Source organism: Murimonas intestini, assembly GCF_024622195.1.
Classification (GTDB): domain Bacteria; phylum Bacillota; class Clostridia; order Lachnospirales; family Lachnospiraceae; genus Murimonas; species Murimonas intestini.
Window position 1 is genome coordinate 46286 of the sequence record NZ_JANKBI010000008.1, and the last position, 16919, is coordinate 63204.

The 16919-nt window shown below is 41.8% G+C and carries 10 protein-coding genes and 1 CRISPR repeat array; all 10 genes read right to left on the reverse strand.

Features of this window, described 5'->3' with window-relative positions:
* Positions 1-4 precede the first annotated feature (4 nt).
* Complete coding sequence (locus NSB28_RS12930) at positions 5-2065, reverse strand: thioredoxin domain-containing protein (RefSeq protein ID WP_109625746.1); 2061 nt, start codon at positions 2063-2065, stop codon at positions 5-7.
* 324 nt (positions 2066-2389) lie between these two features.
* Positions 2390-2750: direct repeats of the CRISPR family, unit length 32 nt; unit sequence ATTTCAATCCACACTTCCACACAGGAAGTGAC.
* Between the two features lie 188 nt (positions 2751-2938).
* Complete coding sequence (locus tag NSB28_RS12935) at positions 2939-4999, reverse strand: TIGR03986 family type III CRISPR-associated RAMP protein (protein WP_109625747.1); 2061 nt, start codon at positions 4997-4999, stop codon at positions 2939-2941.
* A 3-nt stretch (positions 5000-5002) separates the two neighbouring features.
* Positions 5003-5665, reverse strand: coding sequence for a type III-D CRISPR-associated protein Csx19 (gene csx19, locus NSB28_RS12940; protein ID WP_109625748.1), 663 nt, complete (start codon positions 5663-5665; stop codon positions 5003-5005).
* The gene (locus NSB28_RS12945; protein ID WP_109625749.1) at positions 5649-7115 is read right to left on the reverse strand and encodes an RAMP superfamily CRISPR-associated protein; all 1467 of its coding nucleotides are present in this window, start codon (positions 7113-7115) and stop codon (positions 5649-5651) included. Before NSB28_RS12945 ends, csx19 begins: the two co-directional genes overlap by 17 nt.
* On the reverse strand, positions 7108-9231 hold the full coding sequence (locus NSB28_RS12950; RefSeq protein WP_109625750.1) for an RAMP superfamily CRISPR-associated protein: 2124 nt from the start codon (positions 9229-9231) through the stop codon (positions 7108-7110). Before NSB28_RS12950 ends, NSB28_RS12945 begins: the two co-directional genes overlap by 8 nt.
* The gene (locus tag NSB28_RS12955; RefSeq protein WP_109625751.1) at positions 9194-10849 is read right to left on the reverse strand and encodes a Cas10/Cmr2 second palm domain-containing protein; all 1656 of its coding nucleotides are present in this window, start codon (positions 10847-10849) and stop codon (positions 9194-9196) included. Before NSB28_RS12955 ends, NSB28_RS12950 begins: the two co-directional genes overlap by 38 nt.
* The gene (locus NSB28_RS12960) at positions 10833-11801 is read right to left on the reverse strand and encodes a DUF6602 domain-containing protein (protein WP_109625752.1); all 969 of its coding nucleotides are present in this window, start codon (positions 11799-11801) and stop codon (positions 10833-10835) included. The genes NSB28_RS12955 and NSB28_RS12960 overlap by 17 nt, the downstream gene beginning before the upstream one ends.
* 14 nt (positions 11802-11815) lie before the next feature.
* On the reverse strand, positions 11816-12724 hold the full coding sequence (gene cas6 / locus NSB28_RS12965) for a CRISPR system precrRNA processing endoribonuclease RAMP protein Cas6 (protein ID WP_109625753.1): 909 nt from the start codon (positions 12722-12724) through the stop codon (positions 11816-11818).
* A 17-nt stretch (positions 12725-12741) separates the two neighbouring features.
* Complete coding sequence (locus NSB28_RS12970) at positions 12742-13473, reverse strand: IS1096 element passenger TnpR family protein (protein WP_109625754.1); 732 nt, start codon at positions 13471-13473, stop codon at positions 12742-12744.
* Between the two features lie 278 nt (positions 13474-13751).
* Positions 13752-16766 (reverse strand): 3'-5' exonuclease, encoded by a 3015-nt coding sequence (locus NSB28_RS12975; RefSeq protein ID WP_109625755.1) that lies wholly within the window; start codon positions 16764-16766, stop codon positions 13752-13754.
* Positions 16767-16919 lie beyond the last annotated feature (153 nt).

Sequence of the window (16919 nt, forward strand, 5' to 3'; positions counted from 1 at the left end):
AACTTTATTTATCTTCATCCAGTTTTTTAAGAAGCTGAGACATCTCTGAGAAAGGCGGCATACATTTGCTGCCACTGCACAGGTAATACAGTGCACCGTCCTCAGGTATTGGATAATCTTCTGTAAATGGAGCCAATCTGCCAAGTTCCTCCTGGTTTTCCCCTTTCTTCACTACAACAGACAGTCCCCGCACTGATTCTGCCAGGTATCCCAACTGTTTTATGATATGCTTCCGCTCCTCCCTGCCGCATGCAGATGACAGAGTACATACAAGCTCTTTTGCCGGATATAGGACATTCATCATAGTCAACAGTGCATAACTGTGCCCGGAAGGATACCCATCCATGGCACCTGCCAGATAATACAGCTGTTTTTCCAGAACTTCCTGCCACTTTATCTCCCCAGTGATCTGGTACAGCTGCTGCAGCACCCGGACAGCAGCAGAATTTCCTGAAGGCAAAGCGCCGTCATAAGTCTCTTTTGTCCTCACGATGAGCTGTTCCCCATCACTTGCATTTATATAGAATCCTCCGCGTTTCTTGTCAAAGAACTGCCGAATCATAATATCCGTCCAGACAGCTGCCCGTTCCAGATAGCTCACCTGAAAAGTCACCCTGTACAACTCCAGCAGTGCAAGGACATAACAGGCATAATCATCCAGTTTTCCCTCCCCCACAGCTTCCCCATCCCTGAAGCGTACCAGAAGGCGTCCTTCCTTTACAAGGAATCTGTTTATAAACGCTTCTGAGCGTACTGCCATATCTATATACCCAGGCTCGCCAAGCACCGCCCCTGCCTTAGCATAAGCAGAGATCATCAGGCCATTCCAGGATACCAGTATCTTGTCATCTTTATGCAGCCGTGCCCGCATAATGCGGTAATCATAGAGCTTTTTACTTGTTTCCCTATCCTGGTCCTCACAGACTTTCTCATAGTCCTCATTTTCCAGCAGATTCGGTATACTCTTTCCTTCAAAATTTCCCCGTACTGTGATTCCGTACCGCCTGCAAAATGCCTGCCCTTCCTCCTTCCCCAGAACCTTTTCAACTTCTTCCGGAGTAAATACATAGTATTTTCCTTCCACGCCGTCACTGTCCGCATCCTGTCCGCAGTAAAATCCGCCTTCCGGATCTGTCAATTCTGCTTCCACATAGTCAAAAATCCTTCTGGCTGCGTATTCATACAGTTTTCTTCCTGTCAGGCCAAATGCTTCCACATAACTAATGGCAAGCAATGCATTATCATAAAGCATTTTTTCAAAGTGGGGCACCAGCCATCTTTCATCTGTGGAGTATCTGGAAAATCCTCCTCCAATATGGTCAAAGATCCCGCCGCGGTACATCTGTACCAAAGTGGTTTCAGCCATGTCCAATGCTTCCTGCTTCTTCTCTCTCACTCCATATTCAAGCAAAAACATAAGGTTATGAGGTGTGGGAAACTTTGGAGCTTCTCCAAATCCCCCATTCTTTTTATCAAAACTGTCTGCAAACTGCCGGAAAGCCTTATGCACCAGATTTTTATCTGGCTTTATTGATACGGCCATTTTCTCCTGTTCATTTAAGTAAGCTTCTATCTGTCCTGCTTTATCAAGAAGTTTTTCTCTGTTCTCCTTCCACTGTTCCGCCACTATAGTCAGCAGCTCTTCCAACCCCGCTCTGCCGTATCTGGATTTTGGCGGAAAGTACGTGCCTGCAAAAAACGGCCTGCAGCCGGGTGTCATGATAATTGTCAGGGGCCACCCGCCCTGGCCATTCATAGCCTGACAGACGGACATATATACTGAATCCACATCCGGCCGTTCCTCCCGGTCTACCTTCACACTAATAAATTCCCTGTTCAAAAGCCCGGCTATTTCCTGATTCTCGAATGATTCCCGCTCCATCACATGACACCAGTGACATGTACTATATCCGATGGAAAGAAAAACAGGCTTATTTTCCACCCTGGCTTTCTCAAACGCTTCCTTGCCCCAGGGATGCCATTGCACAGGGTTATATGCATGCTGCTGCAGATAAGGTGATTTTTCATTAATCAGCCGATTAGGTATCTTTTTTTGATTATCCATAGAATATCCTCTTTCTAAAAAGAGGACATATTTGCAGCAGCAAACACATCCTCTTTGAATTATTTTGGTTTTCTTATTACTTTAATATTTTCACCTTTTCTGTATTTTATTATACTTCCTGATTCATCCTTCACCTGCCCCCATCCGGCATGGTTTCGAGAAAAGCGGCATCACATGAATATACATATCAGCGGCTTGGGCACCAAAGATAAGTGTTATATTGGCTTACAAGGTGCATTGTTAAAAAAATACTTAGTAGTTCTATACGTACTTCCGTACAGGAAGTGACGCAATCAACTCCCTATTCTACAAGGCCAATGGGAAATTTCAATCCACACTTCCACACAGGAAGTGACTCAGTCTGGACAAAATCCAGACGAGTCCGACCAATTTCAATCCCCACTTCCACACAGGAAGTGACTTAAGGCAGTACATGCTGAGAGCATTAATGCCACGATTTCAATCCACACTTCCACACAGGAAGTGACAGCTTGTATATATGTGTTATAAGTAATACATGATATTTCAATCCACACTTCCACACAGGAAGTGACCTCTGTCAGTTCTGATATGATCGGTGCCAGGACAATTTCAATCCACACTTCCACACAGGAAGTGACTGCGGAGGACACCGTGGTATTTATGATGCGGTGATTTCAATCCACACTTCCACACAGGAAGTGACAGCAAATATATACAATATTCTTCTATAAAAATTGTACCTTTCTTCTAAATTCTATCCTCTTTTCTCTCAAAATGCAACTATTTCTTAAAATATATTCAATTCTTTTGACCTAGTTCCAGGTTTTTATACTTTGTTCAGGTGCGAATCTCTCGGCAAATCTATGTTTACTCCATATTCGCACCTGACATTTATTTTTCTTTTTCTATGAGTCTATACAATGCTTTCTTTCGACTTAATCTGTTATTTGCATCATCTTCTGCAGCAGGTAAAATTTTTGAGAAATTTGGCTTGAAGTTGTCTTTTCCTTTATTCAGGCGGAACCACTGATGCGAGGCAGCTGCATTATTCTCTCCCTGGCTTTTGACAGTCTTGTCCTCTCCTATAGGATAATTAACATTTTCCGGTCTTTTTTCCCAATTAGCCATTATTTTCAAAGCTTTGGGAATTTCTTCACTAAATTGCCCAGATGACTTAAAGAAGTTTTCAAAATCTAATTTATTATCCTTCCCTATCGTCTTTATTTTCCAACACCCGTTGTCTTCGTTAATTTCCCGGATATTGAGTTTATCAACTATAATCTGCGCACTGCCAAATCCCAGCGGCTTACCTCTTCCTATTTTGTGAGCGCACTCAGGGCTGCCAAAGTCAAGCGCCCATTTCAACTGTTCTAACTGTTTTTTATTTAATTGTTCAAAGTACACGCAAAACTGAAACAACGGCTGTGAGTCTCGTTCGGTATCGGGTTTCATCGGGCGTATCCTCTGCTGCATAGCGTTTACTTTATTGTCTGTAAAAGCGTCCATATTCACATCTTTATGCCAATAATATTTCCGCCCCCGCAGTTTGGGCTGCGCTCTCCCCAAAGCCATTCTCGATACGTTAAACTTTTCTTTTCTCTCTTCTCTTTTATATTGATATTTATAATCATAAGTCCAATATCCCTGCTTATCTTTTCCACCAGTCTCTTCATACTCTTTATAGGGAGACTCTGTATAAAACTCAACTGCACTCGGACGGGGCTCAGCTAACTCAGGCAGGACAATGGGGTCTTCAAACAGAAAACTGCTATTTTTTACAGGTTTTATTAACATAGCGTCCGTAAACCTGACCTTCGAGCCATACGCATATGTCCCTGGCTTCTCTGCTTTTTCCATCATGCCAAATATCTGACATGCGGAACACAGTTTTTCACTATTACAAGGCTGGTACTCTCCATTACTCTTCAGGAGGCTGCCTACGGTTTTCAGAAATGTCTCCCTTCCTATACATGCCGGGCATAAATAAATACGACCTACTGAGTCTTTCGAATAGTATACAAGAATCCGTGTCCCATCTTTTGGTACTTCAAATTCTTCATACCACTTTTCATCTTGAACCTTACAATTTTTTGTACTGTCCCTATATTCTTTCAATATCTTTTTCAAAAGTTCTATATCCTCATTGCGAACTCTTATCAGCTTTTGTCCCCCCGATTCCCAAAAAACAGACTCATATTTTTTTCCGTCTATGTATTCTCCTTTGTGAAGATACCCTTCTCTATACACGTAGTTTTCTTTACCTTTTGTTTTCCTTCTCCCATTAATCAATCCATAATCATAAACTACGCCTTTGTTATCAATATATACCCAAATCTTCTGTCCTTCTTGCCAAGTGTCATACTCTTTTCTGGTTACTAATTTTCCTTTAGCCTTTCCCCTGCTCTGCTCCTCTTTTTGCTCCACAAGAAGTTTTACTTTATTACATGATTTTAAACGCCACCCGCGCTCTTTACAATCCCAGTATAAGATTCCTGGATTTTTAACCTCTCCACATCTTCTGGATATATCCCTGTTTTCATCTACTGATGACATACATCCGTTAAATGCTGCCTCAAATACACTCCTGACAGCGCCTCTGATCTCACTGCCTGGAATCACCGGATTACAGGGCGGTGCGGGCGGGTCACTAATATACGGCTGTTCTTCTGACAAGTCATCATATGAGAAAAAATCATATCCGCTGTATTTCTTATTTTCCTGCTTTCCCTTTTCCCATTCTTTCTGTGTTAACAGCCTGACGGATGAAGATGTATTTGGAATAAATAGTGGAGTCAGCAGCTTCACTCTGCATTCAAAATAGCCTGTAAAAGCATCTTGATCATTCGTTTTAGGAATATCACGCCTACATTCTTCTCCCAAAGGAATAAAATTATAAGGATTTACAAATCTAGCTGTAGTATCTGTATCTATATATGTATATGTCTTATCCATTTTTTACTGCCCTCCTTCCCTGGCTTCCTCTTTCCAATAGTCAAATCCCACCATACGCATATCCACTTGATAAACTAGTTCCTGATGATTCCATGTTGGGATACGCATAAACTTTCTTACCAAAAGGGCAGCTTCCTGCTGTACTCCTAAATTGATTGGAACCCATATTTTTGTTCCTCTGTCAGAAGTTAACAGACTCCATTGTTTTGAGTTTATCTTTTCTGAAATTTGAGCTTTCCCCCAAAGTTTCTGCTGTTCATCGATAATGTATTCTTCCGGATTTACATTACTATTATTATATTCTGGAATACAGCCTCGAAATCTACCAGCCCATCCCCCTTTTAACGGTACGAGACGCAGTTCTCCGTTTACATCAAAAACCCGGAGTTCCTTCAGATATTCCCACTCCAATGGTACATATTCCTTCTGACCGCCCATATAAATAAAAAAACTGCTATCTTTATAGATCCCAAACCCAACTGTAAAATCTAACACTGTATAAACCCAGGGCGTAGTCTTTCCAAAATATTTTTTTACAAGTTCATGTACTTCATCAAGCGAACTTTTGTTAAATTCTTCATACACTTCAACAGTATTATATTTTACACCTTTATCATTATGTTCTGTTTCTTCACATACTGGGACTATTTTATTCTCCTGCTGCATATTCTCCCCCCTTACACCACGAAGCTGCCATCTGCATATATTCTTGTGTCGTTTTCTCATCCAATGCATTCCCATCCAGCAAAATATCTGAATCCTTCTCATCAGGCCTGCAGAATATCCCCCTTCCAACTGCTGTCTCTCCGCCAATCGACAATATTCCCGCCTGCAAATCCTTAATGCTCCATAAGAGCATTCCACAGATTACTTTACTGCTGGGATCACTTATATTGCCGTATATATTGCTTTCTTTATCCTTATCTTTTTTCCACCGGATGCGAAGTAAAGCTGTTCCACCTGCCCATGGTACTTCTTCAAAAAGAGCACCTTTTATTGTCCCCCCTGTAAACCGGTCTATCGAATTCCTGGTTATCGGTAAACTATGACCGCCATTCACCAATACCTCCTCAAATATAACCCTTGACGATACCAGCTTTTCAACCCTTTTTTTCTCCTCCGTCCATGTTCCAAAAAAAGGTTCCAGCCTTTTTTGTGCTTCTTCCCAACTATGCAGATGTGCAATACCGTTTACAATCTTGGCAATATGGCTGCGAAATGCCCCCGCAAAACTGCTGCCTGGTATCACTGCCTGCTCTCCCTTTCCGCTTACTGTCAGCTGCCCGTAGTCCGGAACATCCTCAGCTTTTCCAAAGGTCTCGCTGTAAGTTCTTACCAACAGTGTATTAGGAATCCTCAGCGGTACTTCCAAAACATGTTCTGCCCGAAAATTTTTCGTTTCTTCCTCATTCATTTTGAAATCTATAAATTCTGCCTGTTCAAATGCATGCTCATGATCCCAGTGCCAGTCCAGCCAGGCCAAATATTCATCTTTTACTTCCATATTGAATTTTTTGACCCTGACTTCTTCTATTTCCAGCTTTCCAAATCCCCTGTTGCTCTTTGCACCTATTCTTAACTCTCCTGCTGCAAATCCCTGCGCCCATCTCCGTATCCATGTCTGTTCCGTATTCCACACTTTCTGAATGTCTTTATTTTCAGCCATACAGGCTTTACGCTCAATGATCTCCAGCCTCATTCGAAATTTTGCACCTCGTTCGATAATCTGCATCTCATACTTTGATTTATGCCGCGGCGTCTTCTTTTCTTCTAGTTTAACTCCATCCCGGATAGACATTTTTACTTTTTCTAAAAATGTATCATAACAAAATATCCTGCTTTGCCTGTCACTTTCTGAACCTGGATCTACATCATCTGGTGCGCCAAAAAGCTGATCCGATTCTCTTCCCAACCCCAGTTTCTTACTGTATGCACGCAGCGAACCAGCTATGGCGCTTCCCGGTATAAAAGGGGCCCCCCATGCGCTCAATATTACATCCGCATCAGTTTCTCCCTGCTCCCCGGAACCAACTGACAATGGAGAGCCGAGACATCCTGTTATTTCTATACACATCCGTCCGCATATTTTATTAGATTTTTCTGCGCTGTCATTCATCCTTTACCCTGCACCTCGCTTTCCATTTTGCATTTTCAAGATATAGTTTCATAAATTCATATGGTTTTCCCTCACAGGGTTCTATCAATTTTAAAATTTTATCCCTTTTATCCTCTTTTTGTATGCACATTACTTTTTCTTTAATCTGCTCATAAAAATCTTTGTTTTGGGCATAACTTCTCAGCAGCTGAGATAATAATGAGATTGCAGAAGATGGGGGAAGTTCATCCATTTTGACAATATCCAGTTCTTCTATCGTCTCATATTCACATTCCAATTGATGTTTCCGGAGACAGATAATCCTTTCAGCAATGCTATTGTGACTCTTTTCTATATTATAAACTGCGTCAGAATCAATAATAATTTTATCTGTATCTTCTTTATTCCACGGTCTGACCGCCACCTGCCCACACCCTCTGCCGGTGAGCTCTCCCCACCTGTTTTCTTCAAGTTTACAGGCATGTATCTCATGATCTGTTTTCAGGTAAAATGTGCTTCCCACATCTGCCGCGGGACAGGATACCATCGGCATTCCCCATCTGCTATTATACCCACTGTACACTGTACAGCTGCCTGCTATTTTTCTTAATTCTATCTTTTTGCACCCTAATATTTCCCCTAATTGTTTTATTAATCCAACCTCTTTTAAAGTATAATCCCCGGACTTTTCATCCCTGATAATCAACGGTGAAAGAAGCCACATCATCCATTCATTCCCGCCAGGTGATGGTTCAATCTGATTTGTTTTCAGATCAACCCTCACTATTTTAAAAGTACAATTTCCATATTCAGCTGTCCTTGATCTTCCAATCCGCAGTCTATAGTCATTGTCTTGCAGACATTCAGCTAAAACCCTGATATCTTTTGCCTTCCCGCGCCAGGTTCCTGCATATGTCTGGCCCTTCGACAGTGGGGTATACTCAAAAAACTCTCCTGTAGGAATGCTGCTATCTGCTGCCCGGTCATTAAGAGCATGGGCAATTCCCCGGTCAATTGGACGAGCGTGGTGAAAATGTATCTCCCTATTGGCAGATGCTATATGCAGTTCTTCGCCTTCCCAGCATACCAGGCCTTTTAATTCCTTCCTTTTCAGCTCCCTGTCCTGCTCTATGTTAAACCAATTTCCATCATTCTCCCGCATTTCTGCAATTGCTTTTGGGCATGGAACATATATCTTATCATTACGCTTCAAATATCCATAGCCAAACTGTACACCATCATGCAGAAAAATTCTGCTGAAATTCTCATCTTTATGGGCATCAGCACCCAATGAAAATTTTCTGATATACATTCCAGCCAGCGCCCCCAGCACCGGACCTGCCGGAAGGCAATCATTATTTCCGTCAATCATCACAGGAGAATCAAAATAAATCTCATAGGACATGACCACGTCCTCTTCTGGGTCATATTCTTTGAATATATCTGATTTTTCTTTCGTAAAGTCTCCCTGCTTTTTTATATTTGAATCAACTGACAATAATGTCTCTGTTGTTACTTCTTCTAATATACACTGTACCTCTCCCCAACCTCTGGTGATTCCTAATCCCATATGGCGCAGCCCTTTGGCGCATTTTATCAGTACTGCCTCATCCTTATCATTCAGTTCTCCCTCTATACAACTTACAAACTCAACTCCGGCCGGAACCACCTGCATCGTCCGCAAAGTATTTTTTTTTGCGGTTCCCGTCTGTGTATCTATCGCTGTGCGGGTACGCTTTCTTGTAAAAAATTCCTCAAAATAAGTCTTTTCAGATTCCAGACAATTCCGTATCTCCGACTGGAAAAGTTCATAATCCCCAATTTGAACAGGAACCCCTTTTCCTTCTCCAAACATATACTGTGGGATAGAATGCAAATGAGAATCACCTATGTATACCCCTTCTGTCCGTTCTGCCCCCGGTTTTCCAAATATTCTTTCTAATGTGTCCCCCTCAATAAGACCATTATCCCTCATCTCCATACCTGCTTCCAGCAGGCACCCCTTTATCCGTTTTGCAGGAATATAGGGAATCCCATTTTCCAAGGCGGTCTTAACATTTATTATGCCCGGTGCATCTTCACCCGTGGCTGTACATAAATCACTTTTCAAAATAATTTTCAGATTCCATTTTTTCATTGACCTGCTTCTCCTGTAAACCTAAAAAATCTGCCAATAGTTCCACTTTACACAATCCCCGAAGCTCCAATGCATCATATAAAGGAGAATCCTTCCATTTTTCCGTTTGCATCAGTTCCTTCATACTGTATCCGCGGGAAGTAAACTCCCTGTCCAAAAAATCCAGCTGACCTTCTCCGCCCAATATAGCGCGGTATATCTTATGAAGCCTGTTAGATGGCCATTCCTCTTCCATTTTCTTTATTGTCTCATATAATCTGACCAGAGCATCCAGCTCGATTCTCTGATCTTCAGTGTCTACACTATATGGACGCATATGCCATTGCCTATGTTTTAAAGTGCCCCCTGCCTCACTTCCCTTCAACACTCTAAAATCCAGAAAGCTCTTATCCATACTTCCTTTCTTTCCCTTTTTTTCCTCATACCACTTTCCTTTTGCTGTGGAACAAGTTTCTTCCGCGATACGATAGGCTTCATAAAACGGGAAATGGCTATGCACAAAAGCTATACCAGCGCATGCCGTTATCTTTTGTATCTTTTCTTTCTGACTCACAGATAGTTTTTTCAAAAATCCCGCTGCAATGGGAATTGCCAAATCCGCCGTGCACAAAAATGTAAAGTCATCTCCATCTAATACGATTGGCCTCAACGGAAATATGATATCCCCTTTGCTGTCTGTCCTTAAAAGTTCTTTATGCTCCCACAGCCTCATAAGCACTGCCTTATATGTATTTCTAAAAATACCGGATATTTCCTTTGATTTCTTTCTTAACAGAGGAACCGCTTTCTCATAAGCATCCTGCTCCCCCAATACCTCCTGAATCTGCCGCCCCATTCCATTCCCATCAATATGGACCACAGCAATATAACTGTCATTTCCAGGTTCCCGGCATAACGAATCCATATCGACCGGATAATCATAATCTGCTATCCCCGCTATTTGCGGATACAAATTTTTGTTTTTAGACGCTCTTGAGCACCTATATGCCATCCATTTTTGATACCTCATCTCAGTCATATTCTCGACAGCCTGCATATTCCCAGTATTTTCAACTTCCTCATTCTTATGGCGCAAACACCTGGTTATAGGCTGATGGTTGGAATTGTCCTGCTCAACTACCGGAAACGGAGAGTAAATTGGCTGACGAATCATATTAGCCTTATTTTCTGCCATTTTTTTCGCTAACTCATTTACATCATTTTTAAAACTATTCAGCTTACTGTTGACATACGCAACTGCCAGATAAATTCCCTGGCAGCCTCTTGCCACTTTCTCGCCCAGATTCTGACTTACCTTTTGGAATACCTCTCTGTCCCGAAATAATACCATCGCATTACCGCCGCCAATATAGATAATTTCAGCTTCGATATTCGCATCTTTGAATATTCTCAATTCATCCTGTATTTTCCAGTCTAATACATTTATTGATTCTGTTATGTTTTCTTGCTGCGGGGCCGTTGCTGCCTTAATTGCTTCTGGAAGATACTCTTCTAAAATTCTTGTCACCTGAAAAGATGCCCCAACATTCTCCCGAAGCCGGTTTGTAGCAAATATATATTGCTGGATTCCACTGACATCATACTTTGCCAGAATATATGTATTACTTTTGCTGTCCATCTTCTGCTCCTTTCGTTACTTCATTCAAAATCTGATTAAACCGTTCAGCGTAGGCTTTATGCGGAAAAAGCATCGGATTGTTCAAGACCATAAGGAGCTGATTTAGCTGAAAGATAAGGGATAGAAGCACATTTTCGTGTTTTTGCCCATACTTATCAATTTTCTCAACTTTTAAATTCTGAAGAAATTCGGGTCTCTGTGCCTCAGATACTATTTTCTTTTTTTTCTTACGCTGAACTTTTTCGTTAATAATATATTGGTTATCACAATCTTTTTTTTCCAATGCATTGTTGAGTGAATCATTCCATTCTTTTAAAGAATTCTCTTCTCCTCTTATGTATTTATTTAATCTTTTAACCTCTCCAATTTCCGACACTGACAATATGATATCAAACTCCTCTATTAAGACTGAAATCTTATTAATCGGTTCTATGGCGCATAATATCATAATTGGACGTGTCGCAGTCTGGGTAACAGGCATCGGCGTTGGCTCGAGATTATCAGTCATCGACGATGCCGTACGTGCTACAGAGTCCATAGATGTAAACAGGGCCTCTATGGATTCCCTCCAGCCGGATACATCAGCATAATCTACGCTTTTGCTTTTGCATTGAACCACAGCCGCAACAGCTTCAATAGGAATGAATTTAATCTCTCCATAATTAAAAATATAAGGCGTATACATTTCATCAAAAATTGCCAAATCTACTTCTTTTGACTTGTTTCCATAGGAATCTATAATAAACACACTCTGCTCAATACAGTATTTTTTTGGAACAATCATTTCAAACAAAGATTTCCACACGTTCTCTCTATAAGCCCCCTGCGTTGGGTAGTGGTTCGACACGTTCAATAATATCTGATTAGCAATAGACTGTTCCAACTTCATGTAATTATCCGCTAACATTCTTATAATATCTTCATATCCAACCGTTTTTTTCTCATCTTCCATTTCACTTTCCCTCTCTATTTGTCGTAAAACACCTCATAGTGGCCAAATCCAATTGTTGCACCTTTTCCAATCCGCAGATACTTACCTGCCTCCAGGATCGGCACAAAATCTGTCAAATCTCCCTCGTATAAAATCCACCCTTCCCTGGACGGCAGCTCAAGTTTGCCTTTTTCCTGATTCATCGAATACCTGGTAAAAGGAATTTCCCTCCAATATTCATCTACAGTTTTGACTTTCCTGGCCTGCTCCAGCAGTTCTTCCTTGTCCCACTCCAGTTGATAATCTGTATAGGCCAATGTTAAAAGAGATATTCTGCGGATCAGAAACTGTATCAGCATTTCAAATGAAAGCTTCTCAAACAAATGCTTTCCAGATACGATTCTGAGCGGTGTATCAAAGAGCAGGTTTGCATAGGAGACATTTCTTCCTGTTATCTGCAGTGGTCTGGAGACAAGATTGCAGATCCAGCTCTTGCCCCCGGTATAAATTATCTTGCCCGATTCCGGATCCGACACCTGTATCAAACGAAATGCCAGCCTCGATGCTCCCCACCCTTTCAGCTCCGCTGCCTGCAGCGCATCCAGATAAATTTCTGCCTGTTCCGTACCTGTTCCAAACAGCGTAAGATCAAATATACATTGATCCCCCTTTTTCCACCTTTCCCTGCCTGCTCCATGGACATACAGGGCGTATGGGTTCACCGCTCCTGCTTCTTTGCCAGTGTTGCTAAAACAGCGCACATAGAGACATGTCTCTTTCTTCCTGCAGCGAAAACATTTCTCTCCTTGATTCTCACAGAAAAAATCCCGTATACAATGTCCCAATATCCCCCTTATTGTAGATCCTAAATATGAAGGCAGACTTCCTTCTTCCTGACATTCGTACGTTGCCCGCAATGTAATAATCTTAATAAATTCAAACATATATCCTCCTGGACTGCTTATTTTTTGTCTTCCAACGTAACCTTGTCCGGCACAAACTGATCAGGATAAATACGGCTGCCCTCGTATCCACAAACTCCCACTCTCGGAGAATTACAAACAGGCAACAGCATATCCTCTTCTAAATCATGCTTTTTCCTGCAGTCATCACATAAGAAAGCGCCATATTCAAACTCTGGGCAGAAAACGGCTGCTATTTTCTCGTGGCATATGTCACACAAAATTTCTGGCGGATTATTTCTTGAGAGAATAGTAACTTTTTCCTTTCTCCATGAAGAAACTATATAGTCACGGACATTTATGACCAAATCTGTTGTAGATCCAAAATCATATTCATATGTAACTGTCATACCTTTTTCCAGCACGGAATTCAGTTTATAATTCATACTTTTCGCCGGCTTTCCCCAGTAGTAATCTTCAGACGGAACAGCATCATAGCTGGTGCCGTTTATATCAAAAGCACTCAAATGCCCACAGCATTCCAGCCATATGTCTCTAAGGAAGCTGTCAAGATCCTTCAAAGTTGCATCTGCACGAACCTCAATAATCAGCCAGTATTCTTTGTCACGTTTTCCAAAGATATCAAGCTCATAATACATTCCTTGTGTATTATTTAATTTAGCATTAACGCTGGATTTTCGTTCCTGGCAATTGGCCAGGTGTCTGAGCATGTACGATTTCGTATATTCTCTGCCACAATATTTACATTTACCTTTTGACTGTGTCCTCATAATCTCTCCTTCTATTTGCACTTTAAAGAATAGCAAATATATCTATATAATTTAGATGCAAACACAATAAATCCTCTTCAAAAAGTATAATATTTTTATTCTATATTTTCAAGTTATTATTCAATTTATTATTTTCCAACAAATTTATTTATATATTTTTATTTTATATATGTTATATACACATGGTGGCTGCACGCACTTCTCAATACAGAAAACGCCTGATACTCACTTCTTCATGTTTGAGTACAGGCGTTTTATTCTTACCTCAGTTAATCTTTTCAGCATTCCACTTTAAAGAAATAATCAATCTGCTTCTCCCCCTCTGTATAAACATAGCAGCCATACATGGGTATAGTGCAGCACATTGTCCTCCTGCCGCCGGGAATAAATATCTGATAACCGCTGTTGGACATGATGCAGGCCGGCCTTCCGGGTCTTTCGCTGAGAGAGATGTATTTTGCCGTAGACTTCAGGTCAGTCCACCGCTTGTCAGTCGTCCCTCTTGCCTTTAATACTTCCTTTTTAGACCAGTCAAAATACGTCCATGTCTGGCTTTTTGCAGAATTCTCTATCTGTCTGGGCATCGAAGCGCTTTCTGAAAGGAGCTTTCCCTTTGGAGTAATGAATGAGATCCCGCCGTTTTTCTTGTCGATCCGCAAAAGGAGCTTTTCTGTCATTACTTCCACCCTGTCTTTTCCTTCTCTGCATTTCCAGGCTGGCCTCGCAGTTTCCATAAGCTCTGACGGAATATCTGCAAGATTGCCAATAGGCTCTCTGCTAAAGCTGATCCGCATTGTATCCCTTGAGACAGGTGTGATCCGAAGTATACCGTATGCATTTGTGAGTTCCACGTATTCTTTCTTTTTGGCCACCCAACGGATAGTTAAATTTATATTGGAATGTCCTAAGGGCCTCAGGCTGGCAGTCTCCGGCATGGTACCGAATTCGGAACCCTCCGGCATACTTTTTGCTGTCTGCTTTTTCTCTGACAGCTTTTCTTCCTTAGGACTTTGGACCACAATCCTCTTTGGCCCTATCCTGTTGCGCAGCTCCATCTCAGCATGTCCCTCCCGGGCCCTCTGCAGTTCTATTTCTCTGTTGGTTTTAAGATCCGGTTCAGGCATACTGCGTACAGCCTTCTTGGGTGGTACCACAAGATACTTCTGCTTCTTCTCTTCTGACACTGGTGCAGCGATCAGATCTGTCAGCTTTCCTGTATAAAGTACTGCCAGTTCATGCAGCGCCCTGGTGGCTGCCACATACAGCAGCCTTACAAAGCCATCGTCTGCCGGATAGTTCTTATCATCGGCTCCCCAGAGAAGAACTGCATCAAATTCCAGCCCTTTGGCATATTCGATTGGAAGAACCATTACTCCGCTTCCAAACTCCTCTGTTTCTGCATTAAATTCACGAAGTTCCACACTTTTTCTCAGCTGTCCGGATAGTTTAAATACTTCTTCCTCATCCCTGCAGATCACTGCAATTGTCTCATACTCTTTTTCCTGCCATTTTAAAATTGTATCAATTGTCTCCTGTATCAGCTGTTCCCCGTCATTACACCCTGCAATCCTGACTTCATTTCCATGACGTATAATCGGCTCAACAGGATAGATTGGAAAATTCCCATGCTGCAGAATATTTGTTGCAAAATTGGAGATTTCCACAGTATTACGATAGCTTTTTCTCAGTAATCCAAAATAGTCAAACTCTCCGGGCAGCATAAGACTCCTCAGCTCTTCCCAGTCCGTCAGCCCATAATCAAAGTAAATATTCTGCGACACATCCCCCATAATGGTAAAGGTGCATTTACTGAGGCAGTATTTTAGCGCCCCATAGGCCATCATGCCGAAATCCTGCGCCTCATCAATGACAACATGGCTTGCCTCCTGAATAACTTCTGTCTCTTTGATCCTTTTATACAAATACGCCAACGCCGCCAGATCATAGAGATCAAATTCCGTCCCGGGCAATAAAACAGAATTCCCCTTCTCATTCTGTTCCTTTAAAAAGTCATTATATAATTCGAAAATGGATCCCTTCCACTCTCTTTTTCCAAAATATGTCTGGTAATACTTGAGAAGCCTCTTCTGCTCATCTGCCGGGTAAGTATAGTATTTCCCATATATCTCATTCTCCAGTTTTGCCATCAGATGCTCTGTCAGCTTATCCAGCTTGTCCGGAAGCGACAGATAATGAAACTTCTTAAGCAGGCTCTCAATCAAACTGCTGCTCATCAGGAGGTGATGAGTCTTTTCTGTAATGACGTCCTGCCGTGGTATATAGTCCCACTCATAATGCTCGCAGAAATTTTCCAGGTCGTGAAACCATGAAAAGCTCCCCTTTACACAGGATGTTTTGTCCTCCCTGTTCAGTTTTTTTACAGTAAAATTCTGTATATCCCAGTCTTCATACAAGAGACGTATAAAAAGCTGCTCCATTGTCATCTGTGATATGCCGTATACATCCAGATCCGGTAAAACTCCGGTTATATAATTCAGGAGGATCCTGTTGCTCCCAATAATATAGAAATCCTTGGGCTTAAATTCCAGCTCATAATTATAAAGGATATAAGATATACGGTGCATAGCTACAGTTGTCTTACCCGAACCCGCCCCGCCCTGCACTATAATATTGTGCTGGGGCTTCATGCGGATAATCTCGTTCTGCTCCTGCTGGATCGTGGCAATAATATCATTTAAAACAGTCCGCTTGCTTCTGGCCAGGTATTTCGTCAGCAGTTCATCATTTGCCACCACATCTGAATCATAAAAGTCCTTTAATTCATCGTTTTCTATCTCATAAGTTCGCTTTCTGGAGAGGTCAATCTGAAATGCCCCTTCTCCCTTTACCGAATAGGTACATGCACCAAGGGAGCTTTCATAATATACCGATGCGATCGGCGCCCTCCAGTCAATGACCGCCAGATCTGCCGCATCTTTCGTGATGGCAGCCTTGCCAATATAATAGCACTCCTTTTTCAGCAGATTGGAATCTGTAAAATCAATCCTTCCGAAATATGGCTTCCGTCTGCTGCGCTCCATGCGGAGGAGCTCCTGGCGCACCTGCTGAAATCTGGCATCAGTATTGAACCACAGCGCCAGACCTTCTTTATCCTCCACATCATATACTTCCTTCAATTCGTGCAGTTCCTCTGCCAGACTCTCAACAGATGCCCTTGCCCTGTTCAAATTATCATCCGCGATAGCAAGAACATCTAAAAGCATTTTTTTCTCTTCCTCCAGGGTAACTCCCGGAATTCTCCGTACACTCTTTGTCTGATCCTTCTGATTCATGCCTGTCTCCCTTCTTCTTTCATGTTACAGACCGCTTTCCCTGAAAAGCAGCATCCCTGTTATTTATCTTAACAAAAAATATAAAAAAGACTAGACTTGTAATAAAAAAATATGTATAATGGATAATATAGTGTACCCTAAAGTATGTCAGGG

Excerpts from the sequence above, each read along its gene's own strand:
- NSB28_RS12950 (WP_109625750.1), bottom strand. The coding sequence starts at position 9,231 with ATGAAAAAATGGAATCTGAAAATTATTTTGAAAAGTGATTTATGTACA.
- NSB28_RS12955 (WP_109625751.1), bottom strand. The coding sequence starts at position 10,849 with ATGGACAGCAAAAGTAATACATATATTCTGGCAAAGTATGATGTCAGT.
- csx19 (WP_109625748.1), bottom strand. The coding sequence starts at position 5,665 with ATGCAGCAGGAGAATAAAATAGTCCCAGTATGTGAAGAAACAGAACAT.
- NSB28_RS12970 (WP_109625754.1), bottom strand. The coding sequence starts at position 13,473 with ATGAGGACACAGTCAAAAGGTAAATGTAAATATTGTGGCAGAGAATAT.
- NSB28_RS12945 (WP_109625749.1), bottom strand. The coding sequence starts at position 7,115 with ATGAATGACAGCGCAGAAAAATCTAATAAAATATGCGGACGGATGTGT.
- NSB28_RS12975 (WP_109625755.1), bottom strand. The coding sequence starts at position 16,766 with ATGAATCAGAAGGATCAGACAAAGAGTGTACGGAGAATTCCGGGAGTT.
- NSB28_RS12960 (WP_109625752.1), bottom strand. The coding sequence starts at position 11,801 with ATGGAAGATGAGAAAAAAACGGTTGGATATGAAGATATTATAAGAATG.
- NSB28_RS12935 (WP_109625747.1), bottom strand. The coding sequence starts at position 4,999 with ATGGATAAGACATATACATATATAGATACAGATACTACAGCTAGATTT.
- NSB28_RS12930 (WP_109625746.1), bottom strand. The coding sequence starts at position 2,065 with ATGGATAATCAAAAAAAGATACCTAATCGGCTGATTAATGAAAAATCA.
- cas6 (WP_109625753.1), bottom strand. The coding sequence starts at position 12,724 with ATGTTTGAATTTATTAAGATTATTACATTGCGGGCAACGTACGAATGT.